This window comes from Novilysobacter erysipheiresistens, assembly GCF_036663935.1.
GTDB classification, from domain to species: domain Bacteria; phylum Pseudomonadota; class Gammaproteobacteria; order Xanthomonadales; family Xanthomonadaceae; genus Novilysobacter; species Novilysobacter erysipheiresistens.
Genome location: NZ_JAXGFP010000004.1, coordinates 42,715 through 64,359, shown reverse-complemented (window position 1 = coordinate 64,359; position 21,645 = coordinate 42,715). Strand labels below are relative to the sequence as shown.

General features: G+C 67.1%; 17 protein-coding genes. 9 read left to right on the top strand and 8 right to left on the bottom strand.

The window, feature by feature from the left end; translation table 11 throughout:
• Positions 1 to 2: 2 nt before the first annotated feature.
• The 6 genes from murC to lpxC all read left to right on the top strand — a co-directional run bounded on the left by murC (position 3) and on the right by lpxC (position 6,976).
• The gene (gene murC, locus SNE34_RS08625) at positions 3 to 1,445 is read left to right on the top strand and encodes a UDP-N-acetylmuramate--L-alanine ligase (protein ID WP_332616839.1); all 1,443 of its coding nucleotides are present in this window, start codon (positions 3 to 5) and stop codon (positions 1,443 to 1,445) included.
• A complete protein-coding gene (locus SNE34_RS08620) occupies positions 1,442 to 2,401 on the top strand; it encodes a D-alanine--D-alanine ligase (protein WP_332616577.1) in 960 nt (319 codons plus the stop codon). The genes murC and SNE34_RS08620 overlap by 4 nt, the downstream gene beginning before the upstream one ends.
• 160 nt (positions 2,402 to 2,561) lie before the next feature.
• Positions 2,562 to 3,296, top strand: a complete 735-nt coding sequence (locus tag SNE34_RS08615) for a cell division protein FtsQ/DivIB (RefSeq protein ID WP_332616576.1) — start codon at positions 2,562 to 2,564, stop codon at positions 3,294 to 3,296.
• Complete coding sequence (gene ftsA / locus SNE34_RS08610) at positions 3,293 to 4,528, top strand: cell division protein FtsA (protein ID WP_332616575.1); 1,236 nt, start codon at positions 3,293 to 3,295, stop codon at positions 4,526 to 4,528. The genes SNE34_RS08615 and ftsA overlap by 4 nt, the downstream gene beginning before the upstream one ends.
• Before the next feature lie 111 nt (positions 4,529 to 4,639).
• Positions 4,640 to 5,854 carry a cell division protein FtsZ gene (gene ftsZ, locus SNE34_RS08605; RefSeq protein ID WP_332616574.1) on the top strand — a complete coding sequence of 405 codons (1,215 nt, stop codon included), beginning with the start codon at positions 4,640 to 4,642 and terminating at the stop codon, positions 5,852 to 5,854.
• A gap of 210 nt (positions 5,855 to 6,064) precedes the next feature.
• Positions 6,065 to 6,976 (top strand): UDP-3-O-acyl-N-acetylglucosamine deacetylase, encoded by a 912-nt coding sequence (lpxC, locus tag SNE34_RS08600; RefSeq protein ID WP_332616573.1) that lies wholly within the window; start codon positions 6,065 to 6,067, stop codon positions 6,974 to 6,976.
• A 303-nt stretch (positions 6,977 to 7,279) separates the two neighbouring features.
• On the opposite strand, the gene SNE34_RS08595 is transcribed toward lpxC, so the two are convergent.
• On the bottom strand, positions 7,280 to 7,729 hold the full coding sequence (locus SNE34_RS08595; RefSeq protein WP_425604488.1) for a DciA family protein: 450 nt from the start codon (positions 7,727 to 7,729) through the stop codon (positions 7,280 to 7,282).
• A 7-nt stretch (positions 7,730 to 7,736) separates the two neighbouring features.
• Here SNE34_RS08595 and SNE34_RS08590 point away from each other — a divergent pair, with 7 nt between their 5' ends.
• From SNE34_RS08590 to SNE34_RS08580, 3 genes are all read left to right on the top strand, one after another.
• Positions 7,737 to 8,657, top strand: coding sequence for a peptidoglycan DD-metalloendopeptidase family protein (locus tag SNE34_RS08590; RefSeq protein ID WP_332616572.1), 921 nt, complete (start codon positions 7,737 to 7,739; stop codon positions 8,655 to 8,657).
• Between the two features lie 317 nt (positions 8,658 to 8,974).
• Positions 8,975 to 11,725: a preprotein translocase subunit SecA gene (gene secA, locus SNE34_RS08585; protein ID WP_332616571.1), complete on the top strand. Its 2,751-nt coding sequence runs from the start codon at positions 8,975 to 8,977 to the stop codon at positions 11,723 to 11,725.
• 147 nt (positions 11,726 to 11,872) lie between these two features.
• Complete coding sequence (locus tag SNE34_RS08580) at positions 11,873 to 12,826, top strand: Nudix family hydrolase (protein ID WP_332616570.1); 954 nt, start codon at positions 11,873 to 11,875, stop codon at positions 12,824 to 12,826.
• An 87-nt stretch (positions 12,827 to 12,913) separates the two neighbouring features.
• Here the strand turns inward: SNE34_RS08580 and coaE are convergent, their stop codons facing one another.
• The 7 genes from coaE to SNE34_RS08545 all read right to left on the bottom strand — a co-directional run bounded on the left by coaE (position 12,914) and on the right by SNE34_RS08545 (position 21,611).
• Positions 12,914 to 13,534 carry a dephospho-CoA kinase gene (gene coaE, locus SNE34_RS08575; RefSeq protein ID WP_332616569.1) on the bottom strand — a complete coding sequence of 207 codons (621 nt, stop codon included), beginning with the start codon at positions 13,532 to 13,534 and terminating at the stop codon, positions 12,914 to 12,916.
• A gap of 130 nt (positions 13,535 to 13,664) precedes the next feature.
• Positions 13,665 to 14,528, bottom strand: coding sequence for a prepilin peptidase (locus tag SNE34_RS08570; protein WP_332616568.1), 864 nt, complete (start codon positions 14,526 to 14,528; stop codon positions 13,665 to 13,667).
• 9 nt (positions 14,529 to 14,537) lie between these two features.
• Positions 14,538 to 15,803: a type II secretion system F family protein gene (locus SNE34_RS08565; protein WP_332616567.1), complete on the bottom strand. Its 1,266-nt coding sequence runs from the start codon at positions 15,801 to 15,803 to the stop codon at positions 14,538 to 14,540.
• Between the two features lie 194 nt (positions 15,804 to 15,997).
• Entirely contained in the window at positions 15,998 to 17,725 is a 1,728-nt protein-coding gene (pilB, locus tag SNE34_RS08560; RefSeq protein ID WP_332616566.1) for a type IV-A pilus assembly ATPase PilB, read from the bottom strand.
• A 198-nt stretch (positions 17,726 to 17,923) separates the two neighbouring features.
• Positions 17,924 to 18,370, bottom strand: coding sequence for a pilin (locus SNE34_RS08555; protein ID WP_332616565.1), 447 nt, complete (start codon positions 18,368 to 18,370; stop codon positions 17,924 to 17,926).
• A 267-nt stretch (positions 18,371 to 18,637) separates the two neighbouring features.
• Entirely contained in the window at positions 18,638 to 20,122 is a 1,485-nt protein-coding gene (locus SNE34_RS08550; protein ID WP_332616564.1) for a Fic family protein, read from the bottom strand.
• 52 nt (positions 20,123 to 20,174) lie between these two features.
• The gene (locus SNE34_RS08545; RefSeq protein ID WP_332616563.1) at positions 20,175 to 21,611 is read right to left on the bottom strand and encodes a sigma-54-dependent transcriptional regulator; all 1,437 of its coding nucleotides are present in this window, start codon (positions 21,609 to 21,611) and stop codon (positions 20,175 to 20,177) included.
• Between the last annotated feature and the right edge of the window lie 34 nt (positions 21,612 to 21,645).

Genomic DNA, 21,645 nt, shown 5'->3' with positions numbered 1-21,645 from the left:
CCGTGCGCCGTCGGCTGCAGCACAGCGGCGATCTCGCCAAGGCCTTTCCACGCGTCCACTTCGTCGGCGTCGGCGGCACCGGCATGAGTGGCATCGCCGAGGTGATGTGCACGCTCGGCTACCAGGTGTCGGGGTCGGACAAGGCCGACAATGCGGTAACCCGTCGCTTGGCCAAGCTCGGCATCGCGGTGCAGCGCGACCACGCCGCGGCGAATGTCCTTGGCACCGACTGCGTGGTGGTGTCCAGCGCGATCAAGGCCGACAACCCGGAATTGCTGGAGGCGCGCGCGCAAGGCATTCCAGTAGTCCCGCGCGCGGAGATGCTGGCCGAGCTGATGCGCTTCAAGCGCGGCATCGCCGTCGCCGGCACCCACGGCAAGACCACCACCACCTCGCTGACCGCCAGCGTGCTGGCCGAGGGCGGCATCGACCCGACCTTCGTGATCGGCGGGCAACTGCTCGCCGCGGGTGCCAACGCCCGGCTCGGCGGTGGCGACTGGCTGGTCGCCGAGGCCGACGAGAGCGACGGCAGCTTCCTGCGGCTGAATCCGCAGATCGCGATCGTCACCAACATCGACGCCGACCACCTCGAGAACTACGGCGGCGACTTCGCCCAAGTCCAGGCCGCGTTCGACGAGTTCATGCACCGGCTGCCGTTCTACGGGCTGGCGGTGCTGTGCATCGACGACCCCGAAGTCGCTGCGCTGGCCGAGCGCACCCCGCGCCACGTAATGACCTACGGCTTCAGCGAGGACGCCGACGTGCGCGCCGAGGACGTCAGCCAGCAGGGCGCGCGCATGCACTTCACCCTGAGCCTGCCCGACGGCGTGCGCTGCCCGGTGACGCTGGCGCTGCCGGGCCGGCACAACGTCCAGAACGCGCTGGCCGCCGCGGCGGTGGCATGGCAGCTCGGGGTTGAGGCGACCGCGATCGCACGCGCGCTGGAAGGTTTCGCCGGCATCGGCCGTCGCTTCAACCTGCTGTCGCAGACGCCGCTGGCAAAGGGTGGCACGGTCACCGTGGTCGACGATTACGGCCATCACCCGAAGGAACTGGAAGCGGTGTTCAGCGCCGCCCGCGGCGGCTGGCCGGACAAGCGCCTGGTGGTCGCATTCCAGCCGCATCGCTACAGCCGCACCCGCGACCTGTTCGACGATTTCGCCGCGGTGCTGTCGAGCGTCGACGCGCTGGTGCTGACCGAGGTCTATGCCGCCGGCGAGACTCCGGTGACCGGCGCCGACGCCAGGTCGCTGGCCCGCGCGATCCGAGCGCGCGGTCGGATCGACCCGGTCGTGGTCGGCGCGGTCGGCGAGTTGCCGGCGGTGCTCGGCGACGTGCTCGAGGACGGCGACCTGCTGCTGATGATGGGCGCCGGCGATATCGGCCAGGCCGCCCAGCACGTGGCGATGCACGGCTTCGTCGCACCGAACGGAGATGCCGCATGAACGCCGCGCTGTCGCTGCCGCGCACCACCGACCCGACCGCGTTCGGCCGCGTCGCGGTGCTGATGGGCGGCACCAGTTCCGAGCGCGAGGTCTCGCTCGACTCCGGCCGCAACGTGCTGGAAGCGCTGCAGTCGCGCGGGGTCGACGCGTTCGCGGTCGACGGCATTCCGGCGCTGGTCGATGCGATTCGTGCCGGCAAGGTCGACCGCGTCTTCAACATCCTCCACGGCAACAAGGGCGGTGGCGAGGACGGCGTGTTGCAGGGCCTGCTCGATGCGCTGAAGGTGCCGTACACCGGTTCCGGCGTGCTCGGTTCGGCGCTGAGCATGGACAAGATCCGGACCAAGCAGGTGTGGCTCAGCGTCGGCCTGCCGACACCGGGCTACCTGCGGCTGGGCAAGGGCGACGACGTGCATGACGCCGCGCGCAAGGTCGGCATGCCGCTGATCATCAAGCCGTCGTGCGAGGGTTCCAGCGTCGGCATCTCGCGGGTGTTCGACGACGCCGGACTCGACGACGCGGTGTCGCTGGCAGCGCGCTACCCCGGTGAACTGTTGATGGAGCAGATGGTGGTCGGCGACGAACTGACCGTCGGCATCCTCGCCGACGGCGGCGGCCACGTCGCGCTGCCGTCGATCCGCATCGTGCCCAAGGGCGAGTGGTACGACTACAACGCCAAGTACGTCGCCGAGGACACCCAGTACCTGTGCCCGGGACTCGACGGCGCCGCCGAGGACGAGATTCGCGCGATCGCGCTGGCCGCGTTCGAGGCCGCCGGCTGCAACGGCTGGGGCCGGGTCGACGTGATGCGCGACCGCGCCAGCGGCGCGTTCTTCCTGCTGGAGGTCAACACCGCGCCGGGCATGACCAGCCACTCGCTGGTGCCGAAGGCGGCGCGCGAGGTCGGCGCCGATTTCGAGGAGTTGTGCTGGCGCGTGCTGGAGACGTCCTTGTGAGCGCCCTCATCCACGCGGCGCGCGCAGACATGCTCCAAGTACGGGTTGCGTCGCAGCCTTGTTGTAGGAGCGACGTGAGTCGCGACCCGCCGCACGTTGGAGGTGATGTACAGGTCGCGACTTACGTCGCTCCTACGTGCAACCACTTGGGGGCAAGGCTGTGAACGCCTTGCTGCGCCTGTTCGGCTGGACCCTCGCGGTGGCGCTGGTAGCGCTGCCGCTGGTGGCCGTGCTCAACGGCTGGGTCGGCGCCGAGCACTGGCCGCTGACCAGGCTGCGCGCGACCGGCCAGTTCGACCGGGTCGACGACGCGCAGCTGCGCAAGACCCTGATGCCGTACGCGCGTCAGGGTTTCTTCGCGGTGCGGCTCGACGAGGCGCAGGCCGCAGTGGCGAAGCTGCCGTGGGTCGAGCATGCCGAAGTGCGCAAGCGCTGGCCCGACGTGCTCGAGGTCAGCGTGGTCGAGCACGTGCCATTCGCGCGCTGGGGCGAGGCGCAGGTGCTGTCGGAGCACGGCCGCATCTTCCCGGCGACCGGCATCGAAGTTCCAGCAGGCCTGCCGCGGCTGCACGGCCCGGAAAGCCGGGTCGAAGACGTCGTCGCGCTCTACAACGAGGCGCAGGTGCTGTTCGGCCCGCTCGGCATCCGGGTCGAGGCGGTTGAGCTCGATCCACGCGGCAGCTGGACGCTCGGCCTGGGCAACGGCGCGCAGGTCTTGGTCGGCCGCAGCGAGGCGCGCGCACGGCTCGGCCGGTTCGTGCGGCTGATGCCGCAGTTGCTGGCCCAGCAGGTGCAGCGGCTGGTGCGCGCCGACCTTCGTTACACCAATGGTTTCGCGCTGAGCTGGACCCCGATCACGGGTGCCGGCGCGGCGGACAAGCAGGGAAAGTCATGAATCGCAAAGGCGACAAATCGCTGATCGTCGGGCTCGACATCGGCACCTCCAAGGTGGTCGCGCTGGTCGGCGAGTACTCACCCGGCAATCCGATCGAGGTGATCGGCATCGGCTCGCATGAATCGCGCGGCCTGCGTCGCGGCGTGGTGGTCGACATCGAGTCGACCGTGCAGTCGATCCAGCGCGCGATCGAGGAGGCCGAACTGATGGCCGGCTGCGAGATCCGCTCGGTCTACGCCTCGATCTCCGGCAGCCACGTGCAATGCCGCAACTCGCAGGGCATCGCGCCGATCCGCGACGGCGAGGTCAGCTTCAACGACCTCGACCGCGTGCTGGAGGCGGCCAAGGCGGTCGCGATCCCGGCCGACCAGAAGATCCTGCACGCGATCCCGCGCGACTACGTGCTCGACGACTCGCAGGAGGGCATCCGCAACCCGGTCGGCATGACCGGTGTGCGTCTGGAGGTCCACGCCCACTTGGTGGTCTGCGCGCAGTCGGCGGCGGCCAACGTCAGCAAGTGCGTGCAGCGCTGCGGACTGCAGGTCGACGACCTGATCCTCGGGGTGCTGGCGTCGGCCAACGCGGTGCTGACCAGCGACGAGCGCGAGCTCGGCGTGGTGCTGGTCGACATCGGCGCCGGCACCACCGACATCGCGGTGTTCGTGCAGGGCGCGATCGCGCACTCGGCCAGCCTCGGCATCGCCGGCGACAAGGTCACCGAGGACATCGCCCACATGCTGCGCACGCCGACCCCGGAGGCCGAGCAGATCAAGGTCCGCTACGCCTGCGCGCTGGCGCAGATGGCGACCGCCGAGGAGTCGATCCAGGTGCCGTCTGTCGGCGACCGCCCGCCGCGCCGGATGCCGCGCCACTCGCTGGCGCAGGCGGTGCAGGCGCGCTACGAGGAGATCTTCGAAATGATCCAGGCCGAGTTGCGTCGCAGCGGGTTCGAGCAGCACGTGCGCGCCGGCATGGTCCTGACTGGCGGCGCCTCGAAGATGGAAGGCGTGGTCGAACTGGCCGAGGAAATGCTGCAGATGCCGGTCCGCGTCGGCATCCCGCAGCACGTGACCGGCCTGGGCGAGGTGGTCGGCAATCCGGTCCACGCCACCGGCGTCGGCCTGCTGCTGATGGGCAGCCAGATCGAGAACCCGCGGCGCCCGACGATCAACACCGGCCGCGCGGGCAGTTTCCTCAACCAGCTCAAGAACTGGTACCGCGGACATTTCTGAACAAGACAAAGGCCGGCGCGAGGGCGCGGCGGCCAGGAGCAGGGGCGGCAGTAGACGGCAGCAACGCGAAGCACGGCAGCACCACATAACTAGACATACGAGGACACGGACATGGCGCACTTCGAACTGGTAGAAAACATGGCACCCAACGCGATCATCAAGGTGATCGGCGTCGGCGGCGGCGGCGGCAACGCGGTCGCCCACATGGTCAGCGGCAACGTCGACGGGGTGGAATTCATCACCGCCAACACCGACTCGCAGGCGATCAAGAACTGCGGCGCCAAGCTGCAGCTGCAGCTCGGCAGCAATGTCACCAAGGGCCTAGGCGCAGGCGCGAACCCGGAAGTCGGCCGTCAGGCCGCGCTGGAGGACCGTGAGCGCCTGATGGACGCGATGCAGGGCGCCGACATGGTGTTCATCACTGCCGGCATGGGCGGCGGCACCGGTACCGGCGCGGCGCCGGTGGTCGCGCAGCTGGCGAAGGAGATGGGCATCCTGACCGTCGCCGTGGTCACCAAGCCGTTCCCGTTCGAAGGGCGCCGGCGCATGCAGGTCGCGCTCAAGGGCATCGAGGAGCTGAGCCACCACTGCGACTCGCTGATCACCATCCCCAACGAGAAGCTGATCACCGTGCTTGGTCGCAACGCCACCATGATCCAGGCCTTCCGCGCCGCCAACGACGTGCTGCTCGGCGCCGTGCAGGGCATCGCCGACCTGATCGTGCGACCGGGCCTGATCAACGTCGACTTCGCCGACGTCCGCACCGTGATGTCCGAGATGGGGCTGGCGATGATGGGCAGCGGCTCCGCCCGCGGCGACGACCGCGCCCAGGCCGCGGCCGAGGCGGCGGTGCAGAACCCGCTGCTCGACGACGTCAACCTGCAGGGCGCCAACGGCATCCTGGTCAACATCACCGCCGGCCCGGACTTCACCATGGCGGAGTTCGACGAGGTTGGCCGCACCATCGAGGCCTTCGCCTCGGAGGACGCGACCGTGGTCATCGGCACCGTGCTCGACCCGGACATGCAGGACGAGGTCAAGGTCACCGTGGTCGCCACCGGCCTCAACCGCGCCGTCGCCCGCCAGGGTCGGCCGAACGAGAACCGCGCGCCGATCCAACTGGTCCGCGACGGCACCACCGGCCAGCCGATGTTCCCGATGGACGACGCGGTCGCCGCACCGATGCCCAGTTTCGGCGGCAGCCTGCGCGGCAGTGCCGGGCGCTCCGAGGCCCCGGCTACGGCACCGGCGTCGGCGGCGGCCGATTTTGGCAGCGACAGCAGCTACCTCGACATCCCGGCGTTCCTGCGCCGCCAGGCCGACTGAGGCGGCGGTTCCGATATGCGGTAACCATGCAGTAACCATGTCCGCAAGTTTGGTCCCGGGGCCCCCATGCCCGGGGCATTTGGACCGGTCGGCCGCCCGCGCGGTGGCCGACCGGTCGGTTTAGCGCCACCCCTCACAGATCCTTCCACCCGGATTCAGCACCCGGGGTGTTAATCTTCCCGCCCGAAAACAAAGGCCCGTCCCCAGCCGATGCTGCGCCAGCGCACCCTCAAGAACGTGATCCGCGCCACCGGCGTGGGCCTGCACAGTGGCGAGAAGGTCTTCCTCACCCTGCGTCCGGCCCCGGTCGATGCCGGCATCCTGTTCCGCCGGGTCGACCTCGATCCCGTGGTCGAGATTCCCGCGCGCGCCGAGCTGGTCACCGAGACCGTGCTGTGCACCGGCCTCAGCCAGGGTGCCGGCAAGGTCATGACCGTCGAGCACCTGCTGTCGGCACTGGCCGGGCTGGGTATCGACAACTGCTATATCGACCTGTCCGCGCCGGAAGTGCCGATCATGGACGGCTCGGCCGGGCCGTTCGTGTTCCTGCTGCAGTCGGCCGGCGTCGCCGAGCAGGAGGCGCCCAAGCGCTTCATCCGCATCAAGCACCCGGTCGAGGTCCGCGACGGCGACAAGCTCGCCCGGTTTGAGCCCTACGATGGCTTCCGCCTCGGCTTCACCGTGGTGTTCGACCATCCGGCGATCCCCGAGACCCAGTCGCGCGCCGAGGTCGAGTTCTCGACCGCCAACTACATCAAGGAAGTCAGCCGCGCCCGCACGTTCGGCTTCATGCACGACCTGGAATACATGCGCGAGCGCAACCTCGGCCTCGGCGGCTCGATGGACAACGCGATCGTGCTCGACGAGTTCCGCGTATTGAACGAGGACGGCCTGCGCTACGCCGACGAGTTCGTCCGCCACAAGATCCTCGATGCGGTCGGCGATCTCTACCTCGCCGGCCACGCCATCATCGGCGCCTACGAGGGCCACAAGTCCGGCCACGCCCTCAACAACAAGCTGGTGCGCGCGTTGCTGGCCGAACAGTCGGCTTGGGACATCGTCAGTTTCACCGACGAGAACGGCGCCGTACCGATGGCCTACAGCCGCCCCGCGGCGATCTGAAGTCGGGTAGGAGCGACGTGAGTCGCGACCTGTACATCGCCTCGAGGGTTCGGCGGGTCGCGACTCACGTCGCTCCTACAACAGAACCGGCTGCTGAAATCGGGGACTGAACCCCCGGTCGCTGTTTCCCGGTGCGCTCCATCACGGATGTGAACACCCCGTGACATCTTAACTATTCTTTAACTAAACTCTTCTTGTTTCTTAACAAGCAGAGCCATCGCGCGTTCTAGGATGCCCCGTCGATGGTCATTGGGTCTTCACGACAAACGTGCATCGCGCCGCAGACCGGCCGAACCCGACGACTCATCCGGCCTCATCCGGCCCCGACGGCTTGCCGGGTTTGAGTGAGGCCAAGGCGGCCTGCAGGGCTTCTTTTGCGGCCGGCGACATGGTCACGGTTTTCCGGGGCGCCTGCAGGGGCGGCGTGTTCGGAACGAGGCTCGTCTTGACGACGAACTCGGCCGGAGCCAACCCGATGGATCGGGCGGCGTCGAGCAGTTCCGGGGCGAGCAGGCGAAGCCTGGCCCGCCATACCGGGGCATCGACCACAAATACGAGCCTGCCGCGCTCGTAGTTCGCCAGCCGCGCATGCGCGGCGAGCGGGGGCGGCAGGAGGGGGCGTAACCGACGGTCCAACTCGTCAAGCCACATGGCACGACGGATCGGGTCGCCAGCGGACTCCGCCAGCAGCGCATCGAGCGCGGCGGTGGGGGTCGAGGGACGACGCGGTGGGTTGGACCTGGAATCAGACATCGGACATATGACCTACACCAACATGTTGGACAAATCGCGTGAAGCGCTGGCGACCCAGGCCAGCCGCTTCGCAAACTTCCTCGCCCATCATGGCGCGCGGCGCCCGGGCGTGGCCAGCGCCTTGCTGCTGGGTACCGGCCTGGCGGTCGGCATCGGCGGCGGCATCGCCGGCAACCTCAGCCTGCGTGCGCAGGTCGAGCAACAGCAGGCCCAGATCGAGGCCACCCGCGCCGATGCCCAGCGCGAGATCAACGCCCTCGCCGCGCGCCTCGGCGAGCTGCAGGCCGAGGCCAACCGCCTCAACGCCCTCGGCGAGCGCCTGACCCGGATCGGCCAGCTGCAGGACGGCGAGTTCGACTTCAACAAGCCGGTCGGCGTCGGCGGCACCGGCGAGGTCGAGGACATGCCCAAGGCCGAGCTCGACAGCGGCCTGGCCCAGCTCGACGCCCAGTTCGAGGCCTCCGGCGAGCAGTTGTCGGTGCTCGAGTCGCTGCTGTTCAACCGCCAGCTGGACATGAACGCGGTGCCCTCGCGCGAGCCGATCGACAGCTACATCACCTCCAACTACGGTGGTCGCGCCGACCCGATCCGTGGTGGTCGCGCCTTCCACAAGGGCATCGACTTCGAAGCCGACGTCGGCGACCCGGTGATGGCGGTGGCCGACGGCGTGGTCAGCTTCTCCGGCCGCCGTTCGGGCTACGGCAACACCATCGAGATCGACCACGGCAACGGCTACGTGACCCGCTACGCCCACAACTCCCGGCTGGAGCGCAAGGTCGGCTCGCTGGTCCGGGCCGGGCAGGAGATCGCCAAGGCCGGCTCGACCGGTCGTTCGACCGGCGCCCACGTGCACTTCGAGGTGTGGAAGAACGGCGCCGCGGTCAACCCGAAGCAGTTCCTGCAGCAGCAGTCGCCGCTGCGCGGCTGAGCGGCTGCGGGCCCCGCCTGCCGCGATGCCCTTCCGGCCATCGCAAGCAAGATTTTCGTCGGCCCACGACGCCACACGGCGCCGTGGGCTTTTTTGTTTTGGGTAGGAGCGACGTGAGTCGCGACCTGTACACCGCCTCAAGGGTTCGGCGGGTCGCGACTCACGTCGCTCCTACATCGGGGACGGATTCGGGACAGCCGGCACCTTGCAAGCACCCAATGCCACCCCCACGCTAGAATGAACGTTTCGCCACGACGGGGCGCCCAGCGCCCCGTTTGCGTTGGCCGACCGTCTTCGGCCCCCCAATCGGACCGCACATGCTCAACAACCTGCTTACCAGCGTCTTCGGCAGCCGCAACGACCGCCTGTTGCGCCAACTGCAACGCTCCGTCACCAAGATCAACGCGCTCGAGCCGGAGATGCAGAAGCTCAGCGATGCCGAGTTGCAGGCCAAGACGCCGGAGCTGCAGCAGCGCCTGAAGGACGGCGCCAGCCTCGACCAGTTGTTGCCGGAAGCATTCGCGGTCTGCCGCGAGGCCAGCGTCCGGGTGCTGGGCATGCGCCACTACGACGTCCAGCTGATCGGCGGCATGGTCCTGCACCTGGGCAAGATCGCCGAGATGCGCACCGGCGAGGGCAAGACCCTGGTCGCGACCCTCCCGGTCTACCTCAACGCCCTGACCGGCGACGGCGTCCACGTCGTCACCGTCAACGACTACCTGGCGCGGCGCGACTCGGCGTGGATGGGCAAGCTGTACAACTGGCTCGGCCTGTCGGTCGGGGTGGTCTACCCGGGCATGCCGCATTCCGACAAGGCCGCGGCCTACAACGCCGACATCACCTACGGCACCAACAACGAGTTCGGCTTCGACTACCTGCGCGACAACATGGCGCTGTCGAAGCAGGACCGCCACCAGCGCGGCCTCAACTTCGCGATCGTCGACGAGGTCGACTCGATCCTGATCGACGAGGCGCGCACCCCGCTGATCATCTCCGGTCCCGCCGACGAGTCGCCGGAGCTGTACATCAAGGTCAACCGGCTGGTTCCGTCGCTGATCAAGCAGGAGACCGAGGAAGGCGAGGGCGACTACTGGGTCGATGAGAAGGGCAAGCAGGTCCACCTGTCCGAGGACGGCCAGGAGCATGCCGAACAGCTGTTGCGCGATGCCGGGATCCTCGGCGGCGGCGAGGAGGAGGGGCTATACAGCCCGCAGAACCTCAGCGTGGTGCATCACCTCAACGCGGCGATGCGCGCGCACGCGATCTACCAGCGCGACGTCGACTACATCGTCCGCGACGGCGAGGTGGTGATCGTCGACGAATTCACCGGCCGCACCCTGGCCGGGCGCCGCTGGTCCGACGGCCTGCACCAGGCGGTCGAGGCCAAGGAAGGCGTGCCGGTCCAGCGCGAGAACCAGACGCTGGCCAGCATCACCTTCCAGAACCTGTTCCGGATGTACAACAAGCTGGCCGGCATGACCGGCACCGCCGACACCGAGGCGTTCGAGTTCCAGAGCATCTACAGCCTGGAAGTCGTGGTGATCCCGCCCAACCGCCCGGTGCAGCGCAAGGACAGCCCGGACGCGGTGTTCCTCAACCGCGCCGGCAAGTACCGCGCGGTGCTGGCCGAGATCAAGGAAGCCAACGCCAAGGGCCAGCCGGTGCTGGTCGGCACCACCTCGATCGAGGTCTCGGAGATGCTCTCCGAACAACTGCGCGAGGCCGGCATCCACCACGAGGTGCTCAACGCCAAGCAGCACGAGCGCGAGGCGACCATCGTCGCCCAGGCCGGCCGTCCCGGCGCCATTACGATTGCCACCAACATGGCCGGTCGCGGCACCGACATCGTGCTCGGCGGCTCGTGGGAGAACGAGATCGAACAGATGGAAGCCGCCAGCGGCGAGCCGGTCGACGACGCCACCCGCGAGCGCCTGAAGGCCGAATGGCGCGAGCGCCACGAGGCGGTCAAGGCCGCCGGCGGCCTGCACATCGTCGGCACCGAACGCCACGAGTCGCGCCGCATCGACAACCAGTTGCGCGGCCGCGCCGGCCGCCAGGGCGACCCGGGGTCCTCGCGCTTCTACCTGTCGCTGGAAGACAACCTGATGCGGATCTTCGCCGCCGACTGGGTTCAGCGGGTAATGGCGCGGATGGGCCTGAAGGAAGACGACATCATCGAAAGCCCGCTGGTGACCAAGCAGATCGCCAGCGCCCAGCGCAAGGTCGAGGCCCACAACTTCGACATCCGCAAGAACCTGCTCGACTTCGACGACGTCAACAACGACCAGCGCAAGGTGATCTACAGCCAGCGCGACGAACTGCTGGACGCCGAGGACGTGCGTGACAACATCGAGGGCATCCGCGAGGACGTGATCGCCGACACCGTGGCGCGGTTCGTGCCGCCCAACTCGGTCGACGAGCAATGGGACCTGCCCGGGCTGGAGACTGCCCTGGCCCAGGACTTCGGCGTGCGCACCGATCTGCAGGGCGTCGTCCGCGAACGCCAGGACATCGACGCCGACGAAGTCGCCGAACACGTACAGGCCGAGGTCCTGCGTCACGTCGCCGAGCGCGAGGCCCAGCTCGGCGCCGAGACCATGCGCATGCTCGAGAAGCACATCATGCTCAACGTGCTCGACCAGAGCTGGAAGGAGCACCTCGCGCAGATGGATTACCTGCGCCAGGGCATCCACCTGCGCGGCTACGCCCAGAAGCAGCCCAAGCAGGAGTACAAGAAGGAGGCCTTCGAGCTGTTCAGCGACATGCTGGAGAAGGTCAAGCGCGAAGTCGTGACCCTGCTTGCCCGCGTGCGTATCCGCAGCGAGGAGGAGATCGCCGCCCTCGAAGCGCAGGAACGCGCACAGGCCGAGGCGCGTGCCCGGCAGATGCAGTTCCAGCACGCCGACGCCGGTGGCCTGGGCGCCGACGAGGAGGCCGAGCAGGCCGCGGCGGGTCAGGCGCGGGCGGCATCGCAGGCCAACCAGGCGTTCGCCAACATCGGCCGCAACGACCCGTGCCCGTGCGGCAGCGGCAAGAAGTACAAGCACTGCCATGGGCAGCTGGCCTGAGAAGCGCCCTCATCCGCCCTGCGGGCACCTTCTCCCGCAAGCGGGAGAAGGGAATGGCTTGCGGCGCCGCGCTTGGCCCCCTCTCCCGCTTGCGGGAGAGGGCTGGGGTGAGGGCACGCGACACCCGAGCGACGGCGCGACCCACCCGTGAGTGACGATCCCCCCACGCGAATCGTCGAAGTCGTCGCCGGCGTCATCCGTGACGCCCGCGGCCGGGTGTTGCTGACCCGGCGCACCGAAGGCCGGGACCTTGCCGGCCTGTGGGAATTCCCCGGCGGCAAGCGCGAGCCCGGCGAGTCGCCGGAAGCCGCGCTCGCCCGCGAGCTCCACGAAGAGCTGGGCATCACCGTCGAGATCGGCGCTCCGCTGATCAACGTCCCGCAGATCTATCCCGACAAGCGCCTGCGGCTGGACGTGCGCCTGATCCGGGACTGGCATGGCCCTGCCCGTGGCCGCGAAAGCCAGGCACTGGCCTGGGTGCCGCCAAACAAACTCGGCACCTATTCGATGCCGCCGGCCGACCGGCCGGTGGTCGGCGCGCTGCTGCAGCCCGACCGCTACCTGGTCACGCCACCGCCGGGCGACGACAGTTCCTGGCTGGCGGCGCTGGATCGCGCGCTTGCTGCCGGCATCCGCCGAATCCACCTGCGGGCTCCCGCGAGCGATCCGCAGCGGTGGTCGGCACTGGTTGGCCGCGCCGTGCGTCGCTGCCGCAAGGCCGGCGCGCACGCGATGGTCAACGGCGACATCGAGCTTGCCCGCGAACACGGTGTCGGCCTGCACCTGCGCGCCGCCCAATTGGCGGGCCTCGATTCGCGGCCCGTCGCCGCCGATGTGATGCTCGCGGCGTCCTGCCACCACCTGGACGACCTGCGCGCGGCCGAAGCGGTCGGTTGCGACTTCGCCGTGGTCGGAACGATCAAGCCGACCCCGAGCCACCCCGGCATGGCCGGTATCGGCTGGGACGGCTTCGCCCGCCTGCGCGAACACGTCTCGCTACCGTTGTACGCGATCGGCGGACTCGGCCCGGACGACCTGGCCGAAGCCCGAAGCCACGGCGCCCAAGGCATCGCCGCAATCCGGGGCCTGTGGCCGGCCTAACCCGCGGTTGGATTCGTTGTAGGAGCGACGTAAGTCGCGACCTGTACGTCGCCCCAAACGTTCGGCGGGTCGCGACTTACGTCGCTCCTACAAGAGCCCGCCGGCAGCCAGCGCCCGATAGCGCCGATCCAACGCCCCTACATGCGGCCCAAGCGTCTCCAGCGGCCCGTCATTGACGATCACGTCGTCGGCGACCGCCAACCGCTGCTCCCGCGTCGCCTGCGCCGCGATCATCGCCCCGGCCAGCGCTGCGTCCACCCCGTCCCGGCGCATCAACCGCTCGTGCTGCACCGCCACCGGCACATCGACCACCAGCACCCGGTCCAGCCACGGATAGGCCGCACGACCGCCGCCCTCGGCGAGCAGCGGGATGGCGGCGATCGCGTAGGGACCATCCGCGGCGGCGCACAATGCCTGCAGTCGTGCCCGCACCCGCGGGTGGATGATCGCCTCCAGCTGCGCCCGTGCCGCGGCGTCGACGAACACCCGCTGGCGCATCGCCGCCCGATCGAGGCCGCCGTCGTCGGACAGCACCTCCCGTCCAAACGCCCGCACCACCTCGGCCAGGCCCTCCGAACCGGCCATTACCGCCTCGCGCGCGGCAAGGTCGGCATCGGCGACCTCGACACCCAGTAACTCGAAATGCCGGGTAACGGTGCTTTTGCCGGAAGCCACTCCGCCGGTGACGCCGATGATGTAGTTGCTCATGCAGCGCAGGATGCCATGCCGGCCGATGGTTTCGCGCTGGGCGCCCTATCAGGTTCCGACTGTAGGAGCGACGTAAGTCGCGACCCGCCGAACGCTGGGGAGCATGTACAGGTCGCGACTTACGTCGCTCCTACCCCAGCCCCGAAATCCGCATGTAGCCATCCACCATCTGCTCGCCCCAGAAAAATGCGATCCAGCCGGCGATCGCCAGGTACGGGCCGAACGGAATCGGGGTCGCCTTGTCGCGGCCCTTCATCGCCAGCCAGACCGAGCCGATGACCGCGCCGACCAGTGACGACAGCAGCACCGTTGGCAGGATCCCGTTGAGGCCGGTCCAGGCGCCGATCGCGGCGAGCAGCTTGAAATCGCCGTGGCCCATGCCTTCCTTGCCCGTAACCTGCTTGAACACCCACCAGACCAGCCACAGCGACAGGTAACCCACCACCGCGCCGATCAGCGCCGGCTTGGCCGGCATGTACAAATTGTCGACTGCGGCGATCAGTCCCAGCCACATCAGCGGCAAGGTCAACTGGTCGGGCAGCAACTGGGTGCGCAGGTCGATCCCCGACAGCGAGATCAAAAAGCCGGTGAACACCATCGCGCCGAAGCCCTGCCAGCCGAAGCCGAAGCGCCACACGCAGGCGACCATCAGCACCGCGGTCAGCAGCTCGACCAGCGGGTACTGCGGCGAGATGGTCACTTTGCAGTTGCGGCACTTGCCGCGCAGCGCCAGCCAGCTGAACACCGGGATGTTCTCGTACCAGCTCAGCTGGTGCTTGCAGTGCGGGCAGTGCGAGCGCTCGACCACGATGCCGGGTGGTGGCGGGTCGTAGTTGTCAGGCTCGCCGAGCACCTCGCGGCTGTCGCGCTGCCACTGCCATTCCAGCCGCCGCGGCAGGCGCAGGATCACCACGTTGAGGAAGCTGCCCAGCAGCAGGCCGAAACCGGCGACGAGCGGATAGCCGATTTCGGGGTTCTGATCGAGGAATGCCATCCGGTGAGCTTAGCCGACCACCGCGCCGAGCTTGAAGATCGGCAGGTACATCGCGATCACCATGCCGCCGACAACCACACCGAGGAACACCATGATCAACGGTTCCAGCAGGCTCGACAACGCATCGACCGCGTTCTCGACCTCCTGCTCGTAGAACTCGGCGATCTTGAACAGCATGGTGTCGAGCGCGCCGGCCTCCTCGCCGATCGCGGTCATCTGTACCACCATGTGCGGAAACAGATTCGTTTGCTTCATCGCCATGTTGACCGAATAGCCGACGGCAACGTCGTCGCGGACACGATGGACGGCCTTCTCGTAGACCGTATTGCCCGTCGCGCCAGCCACGGTATCCAGGCCCTCGACCAGCGGCACACCGGCTTTGAAAGTCACTGCCAAAGTGCGGGCAAACCGGGCGATAGCGGAATTGTGGATGATCTGACCGATCACGGGCAGTTTCAGGATCGTGCGATCGAGGAAGTGTTGGAAAGCAAGGGAGCGGTTCTTCGCCATGATGAAAGCGGTCGCCGCGCCGACGATGGCCAGCAAGACCAGCCACCACCAAGTCACCATGAAGTCGCTCATTCGAATGACAAGTTGGGTAAACGCTGGCAACTCCGCGCCAAACCCTGCAAAAACTTCCTCGAACATCGGGACAACGAAGATAAGCAGGATCGCGCTGACGATTAGTGCCACCGCGACAACCATCGCGGGGTAGAACATAGCCTTCTTGATCTTGCCTTTCAGCGCTTCGAGGTTCTCTTTGTATGTTGCGATCGTATCGAGCACGGTCTCCAGCACACCAGCCGATTCGCCGGCCCGCACCAGGTTGCGAAACAGTTCGTCGAACTGGACAGGATGTTTGCCGATCGCCTCGCTCAACGACGAGCCGCTCTCGACGTCGGCACGGATCGTATTGACCAGCTTCTGCATCTTGGGGTTCTTGTTGCCACTGGAGATGATCTCCAAGGCACCGACGATCGGCACGCCGGCCTTCATCATCGTCGCGATCTGACGGCTGAAGATGGCGATGTCGAGTGGGGTAACCGTCTTGCCGGCGCCGCCGAACAATGGCTTCGGCTTGACCTTCACTACCTTCGGCGTTAACCCCTGCCGACGCAGCTCGGCGCGCAGAAAGTTGGCGTTCTTGGCGACCTGCTCGCCCTTCATGACGACGCCGCGCTTGTCGGTACCTTCCCAGACAAACATCGTCAGCGCCTCGGCACGACGCACGGGGTTGGCGCTGGCGGACTTCACAGCGGTTCGGCTAACGGACATGACGTGGATCCCCAAGTAACGCGTAATGACTCAATCTGCATCAATGCGCACCGGCCGGTACGCACCTCCCCAAAACGCAGCCCCGGGCAAATCCCCTGTCCGGGCGTGACGTACGGCAGCATATCCCGACCTTCCGCGTCGTGGTAGCAACCGCCGTCACACTGGGTGATGGCCCCACATGGGAGCTGCCCAGGTCAGTCCTTGGTCACCCGGTTGATCTCGGCCAGGCTGGTGACGCCATTGCGGACCTTGAGCAAGGCTGACTGGCGCAGGTCGGCGACCCCGGCCCGCTGGGCCGCTTCGGCGATCTGCATCGCATTGCCGCCGGCCAGAATTATGGTCTGGATCTCGTCGCTCATCGGCATCACCTGATAGATACCCGTCCGGCCCTTGTAGCCTTCGGTACAGTCCGGACAGCCGACGGCCTCGTACAGCTTGAACGCGGGGTCGGCGATCTCCGCGGCGCTGAAGCCTTCCGCCAGCAGCGCATGCTCAGGCAGGTGCACTTCCTTCTTGCAGGAATGCAGCCGCCGCGCCAGGCGCTGGGCGATCACCAGGGTCACCGACGAGGTGATGTTGAACGGCGCCACGCCCATGTTCATCAGGCGGGCGATGGTCTGCGGGGCGTCGTTGGTGTGCAGGGTCGACAGCACCATGTGGCCGGTCTGGGCGGCCTTGATGCCGATCTCGGCGGTCTCCAGGTCGCGGATCTCGCCGACCATGATCACGTCCGGATCCTGTCGCAGGAAGCTGCGCAGCGCGGCGGCGAAGGTCATGCCGCGTTTGAGGTTCATCTGCACCTGGTTGATGCCCGGAACGCGGATTTCGACCGGGTCCTCGACCGTGGAAATGTTTCGGGTCTCGTCATTGAGGATGTTCAGCGCGGTGTACAGCGACACCGTCTTTCCCGAGCCGGTCGGGCCGGTGACCAGCACCATGCCGTAGGGCTTCTGCACCGCGGCCAGGAACAGGTCGCGCTGGGCGTCCTCGTAACCGAGCTTGTCGATGCCCAGCTTGGCGGCGCTGCCGTCGAGGATACGCAGCACGATCTTCTCGCCGAACAGGGTCGGCAGGGTGCTGACGCGGAAGTCGATCTGCTTGGTCTTGCTCAGGTTGAGTTTGATGCGGCCGTCCTGCGGCACCCGCTTCTCGGCGATATCGAGCTGCGCCATCACCTTCAGACGCGCGGAGATACGCTGCTGCAGCTTGACCGGCACCTTGGCGACCTGCTTGAGCAGGCCGTCGATGCGCAGGCGCACCCGGTATTCGGTCTCGTAAGGTTCGAAGTGGATGTCCGAGGCGCCACGGCGGATCGCATCGACCAGCACCTTGTTGATGAACTTGACTACCGGAGTGTCGTCGGTCTTGGCATCGACCCCGCTGTCGCTGGAAACGTCGTCGTCCTTACCGACTTCCAGATTCTCCAGTCCTTCGTCGTCGCCGCCGACCGCATCGCCAAGGGTGTCGGCAGTCTCAAGCCAGCGGTCGAGGTGCCGTTTGATGCTCTCCTCGTCGACCAGGATCGCCTCGATCGCGAGGTTGGTCTGGAACTTGATCTCATCCAGCGCTTGGGTGTCGGTCGGGTCGGCGATGCCGACGAACAGACGGTTGCCGCGCTTGAACAGCGGCAACACGACATGCTTGCGCAGCAATTCTTCCTTGACCAGCTTGACCGCAGACTGCGCCGGGTCCATCGCGGCCGCGTCGAACAGCGGCACCCCGAACTCGACAGAGTTGGCCGCGGCCAAGTGGGCCGGGGTGACCAGGCGGTTGTCAACAATGTAGCTCGCCAGCGGCTTGCGCTCGGCAGTGGCGGCGCTCATCGCCTCCCGGGCGCGCGCTTCATCTAGGGCGCCATCCATGACCAACCGGCGGGCGATGCCGGTAATTCCCACAAGATTGGCGGTGGCGACGACGCTCATGAGGTCCCCTCAATTTTCCCGTTATAGACTCTACCGCAAGGTAGGCCGCTCTCGCCGATCCACTTCGAAATTGCAACGCCCGCGCAATCGGCGACGGTGTGGGCCGCATGCGTCTTGGGGGCCTAAGAAAAAGAAACCCCGCCAGTTGGCGGGGTTTCGGGGGGTCAAAATGAAACTGATCCCGTTTTCATCTAAGGCTTAAGGAGCGGGAGCGGCGTCGGCTTCGCGGCAATCGGCCGGAACGTGTTCCGGCTGCCCGGCGGTGTAGTCGCAATCCCACACCGTTCCAGCTGCGCCGGTACCCACGCTCGGGGTGTAGGTAAGGGTTACAGAGCCGGCGCGGGCGGTGGTCGCGACGGTGATCATGCCGCTCGCATCGGCACAAGCGAACGTGGCGACGTTATCGGTCGCGGGAGCAGCGGTATCCACCCCTGCGCAGGCGCCCGCTGCGATCACGCCGCCGTTGTTGGCGATGTTTTCGGCAACCGTCGCCTTGGCGCCGGACGCCAGGACAGCAGCTTCCGACACGCGTGCACGGATGGTGTAATCCTGATACGCCGGCAGCGCAATTGCGGCCAGGATCGCGATGATCGCAACAACGATCATCAGCTCGATCAGGGTGAAGCCTTGCTGGTTGTTCTTCATGGTGTTTCCCCTAGGAGTGATTGTTACTTCACGTACCTGCAGGTCCGGCTGTTCCGGTCCTTCGGCGTTGCCGTGCATGCTGCACGTGCAGGGAAGAGTACGCAGGACGCGTGCCAAGTACAGGGCCGCCGCACTTCGGGATCGGCCGGATACCCAAACTGAATATCGGGTCACGTTTGGATCGGGCCGCCGTTCGGCCGGGTGACGCGAAAGGTCGGTTCGGCTGCTGGCCATGTGACGATTTGCGTCACTTTGGTGGCCATCCCACTACAGGTTGTTCCTCAGCGCTTCGGTGGTGACCTCTTCAATGAAATCGAAGGCAGCCTCCGGGACGCGTGGTCGGAACTGGTCCCGGCGACGTTTGGACACCTTTCCCTGATGGTCCCAGGCGCTCAGTACCAACGTTGCCAGATCGCTGCCTCGCAGATCGAACCGCTCGTTCACCTGCCGGGTGATGGCGTCATAGCTGGCAAGGAATTCGGCTTCGCTGCGCAGCTCCACTTCCAGCGCCTGTTCCGCCATGCGGAAGCTGAATTCGACAGCCTCGGTGGCATCCCAGTATCGATAGATTCCATGGCGCGGGTCACCTCGATAGTCGAAGGCATACCTGCCTTCGTCCAGCCATTCGACCTTCCACCGTTCGCGTACCGGACGGGAGAATTCCTGCAGGGTTCTGAGGTATTCGACTTCGTGCTTCTTCATGGCCACTGATACCGGCAGGATCAAGCCGTCCTGCAGCGCTCCGGCACGACACAACGCATGGTGGAAGAGGAAACGCGACAGGCGCCCGTTGCCGTCCATGAAGGGGTGGATGAATACGAAGCCGAAGGAGACGATGGCGGCGTTGACGAGGGCGGGCACCTCGTCCGGGGCGTGGTTGGCGAATGCCATCAGGCCGTCCATGAGGTCGACCACCAGTTCGGGTGGCGGCGGTACGTAGGTGATGCCTGCGGCGCCGCGCAAGGGGCCTTGCAGCCAGTTCTGCTCTTGTCGAAAGCCGGCCGCGCGGTCGTAGGCGTTGCTGACGGTGGCCTGCTGCAGGTCCACCAGATAGTCCTCGTCGAGCGGGCGTCGCTCATGGGCCTGGTGCAAAAGGGCAACGAAGGCGCGCGCGCGATCCTCGCTCGGTGCTTCGCGTTCGATTGCGAAGGAGTCCCGGGTCTCGTGCAGGTATGCCCAGGCCAGCGCGCGGTCGCGCATCACGCCGCCGAGGCTGGCAGCGTAGTGGTTGGCCCGCCCGGGCAAATCGGCGTCAAGACCAGCCTGGACAGCATCGGTGCGTTCGACGGTGGCGCAATAATCGAGCGTGCCAAGGCCGTTGAAATCGACCCGCCAGCGTGCATTGCGCTGCCCTGGACCGGTGACGTAGCGATCAGGGTCGAACAGCGGGGTGACCGTGCCGGATGGGGGCGGTGCGTCGTCCAGGTTGGCGTTGTTGGCATGTTCCCAGAGGAAGCATGCTTGCCGGATGTATGCACCGCTCGGCGTCCGCGCCAACTCCGCGAGCAAACGCGATGCCGGGATCTGGCCAAGCGCTTCGATCAGGATCGCAAGATCCGTCCCTTCGTGCTTGAGGGCGAACAGCAAGTGCGCGAGCGGGTCGTCGAATGACGGCGCGACCGTCGCCGGTATTGCAACCCGGTCGGTGGAGCGCTCAATCCGGGTGACGGGCTTGATCACGGCAATGCGGCGCGGGGGCAATGCTGCCAGGCCGAGGTGTTGGCGCAGGAACTCGTATCCGACGACCGACATTTTTTGCTCCCGCACGGATTTTTTTACAAATGTACCGTAACCGGGATATTTTTTAATCGATCCCCAGCTTTTTGAGCTTGTACCGCAACGCCCGGAACGTGATCCCCAGGGCCGCCGCTGTACGGGTCTTGTTGTAGCGGTTTTCCTGCAGCGCGTGGTTGATCGCGGCGCGCTCGATCTCCTCGATGTACGAGGGCAGGGCGCTGGTGGCGGTGTCGCGCGGGTCGACGGTGCGCGGGTCGATGCCTGCGGCGGCGGCGTTGGCGTGCGGAGTCTGGCGGCCGAACGGTGGCGGTGAATGCGGCTGCGACGGCGACGGCGCGTCGGTGTTGCCGGCGGGCTGGGGCAGGCGCAGATCGCCGGCGTCGAGGCAGTCGCCCTCGGCCAGGGCCAGGGCGCGCTCGAGGATGTTCTCCAGTTCGCGCACGTTGCCGGGGAACGGGTAGTTCTGCAGTGCCTCCAGGGCGTCGTCGCACAGGCGCGGGGCCTCGCGGCCGAGGCCGGTGGCGAGGCGCTGCAGGATCTTCTGCGACAGGCCGGGCAGGTCTTCCAGGCGCTCGCGCAGCGGCGGCACGCGCAACTCGATGACGTTGATGCGGTAATAGAGGTCCTGGCGGAAGCGGCCGTCGGCCACCATTGGCGCGAGGTCCTTGTGGGTCGCCGACAGGATGCGCACGTCGACCACGACCTCGGCATTGGCGCCGACCGGCTTGATCGATTTTTCCTGGATCGCGCGCAGCAGCTTGACCTGCATCGCCAGCGGCAGTTCGGCGACCTCGTCGAGGAACAGGGTGCCGCCGTCGGCGCTCTGGAACAGGCCGGGCTTGTCGGCGTGGGCGCCGGTGAAGCTGCCCTTCTTGTGGCCGAAGAACTCGCTTTCCATCAGCTCCGACGGGATCGCGCCGCAGTTGACCGGCACGAACGGTCCGCCGGCGCGGCCGCCCTCGGCGTGGATGGTGCGGGCGACCAGCTCCTTGCCGACGCCGGACTCGCCGGCGATGTAGACCGGGGCCTGGCTGCGGGCGACCTTGGCGATGGTCTGGCGCAGGTTGTCCATCGCCGGCGACTGGCCGTACAGGCGCGAGGCGACGGCGTCGGCGGCGGGGGTGTTGCGGGCCTCGTTGAGCTCCAGCGCGTGGCGGACCAGGTCGCGCAGCACCGCCAGTTCGACCGGCTTGGCGACGAAGTCGAATGCCCCGGCCTTCAGCGCCTCGACCGCGGCTTCGACGTTGCCGAAGGCGGTGATCATGGCGACCGGGGTATCGGGGTGCTGCTGGGTGATCTCGGCGATCAGGTCGATGCCCGAGCCGTCCGGCAGGCGCATGTCGGTCAGGCACAGGTCGTACTGGTTGCGCGCCAGCTGGTTGCGCGCGTCCGCAAGGCTGGACGCGGTATCGCAACGCAGGCCCATCCGGCCCAGGGTCATGACTAGCAACTCGCGGATGTCGCGCTCGTCGTCGATCACCAGTGCACTACGTGTTTCTGCCATCCGATCCTCCGCTGAGCACCATATATTAAGCCGT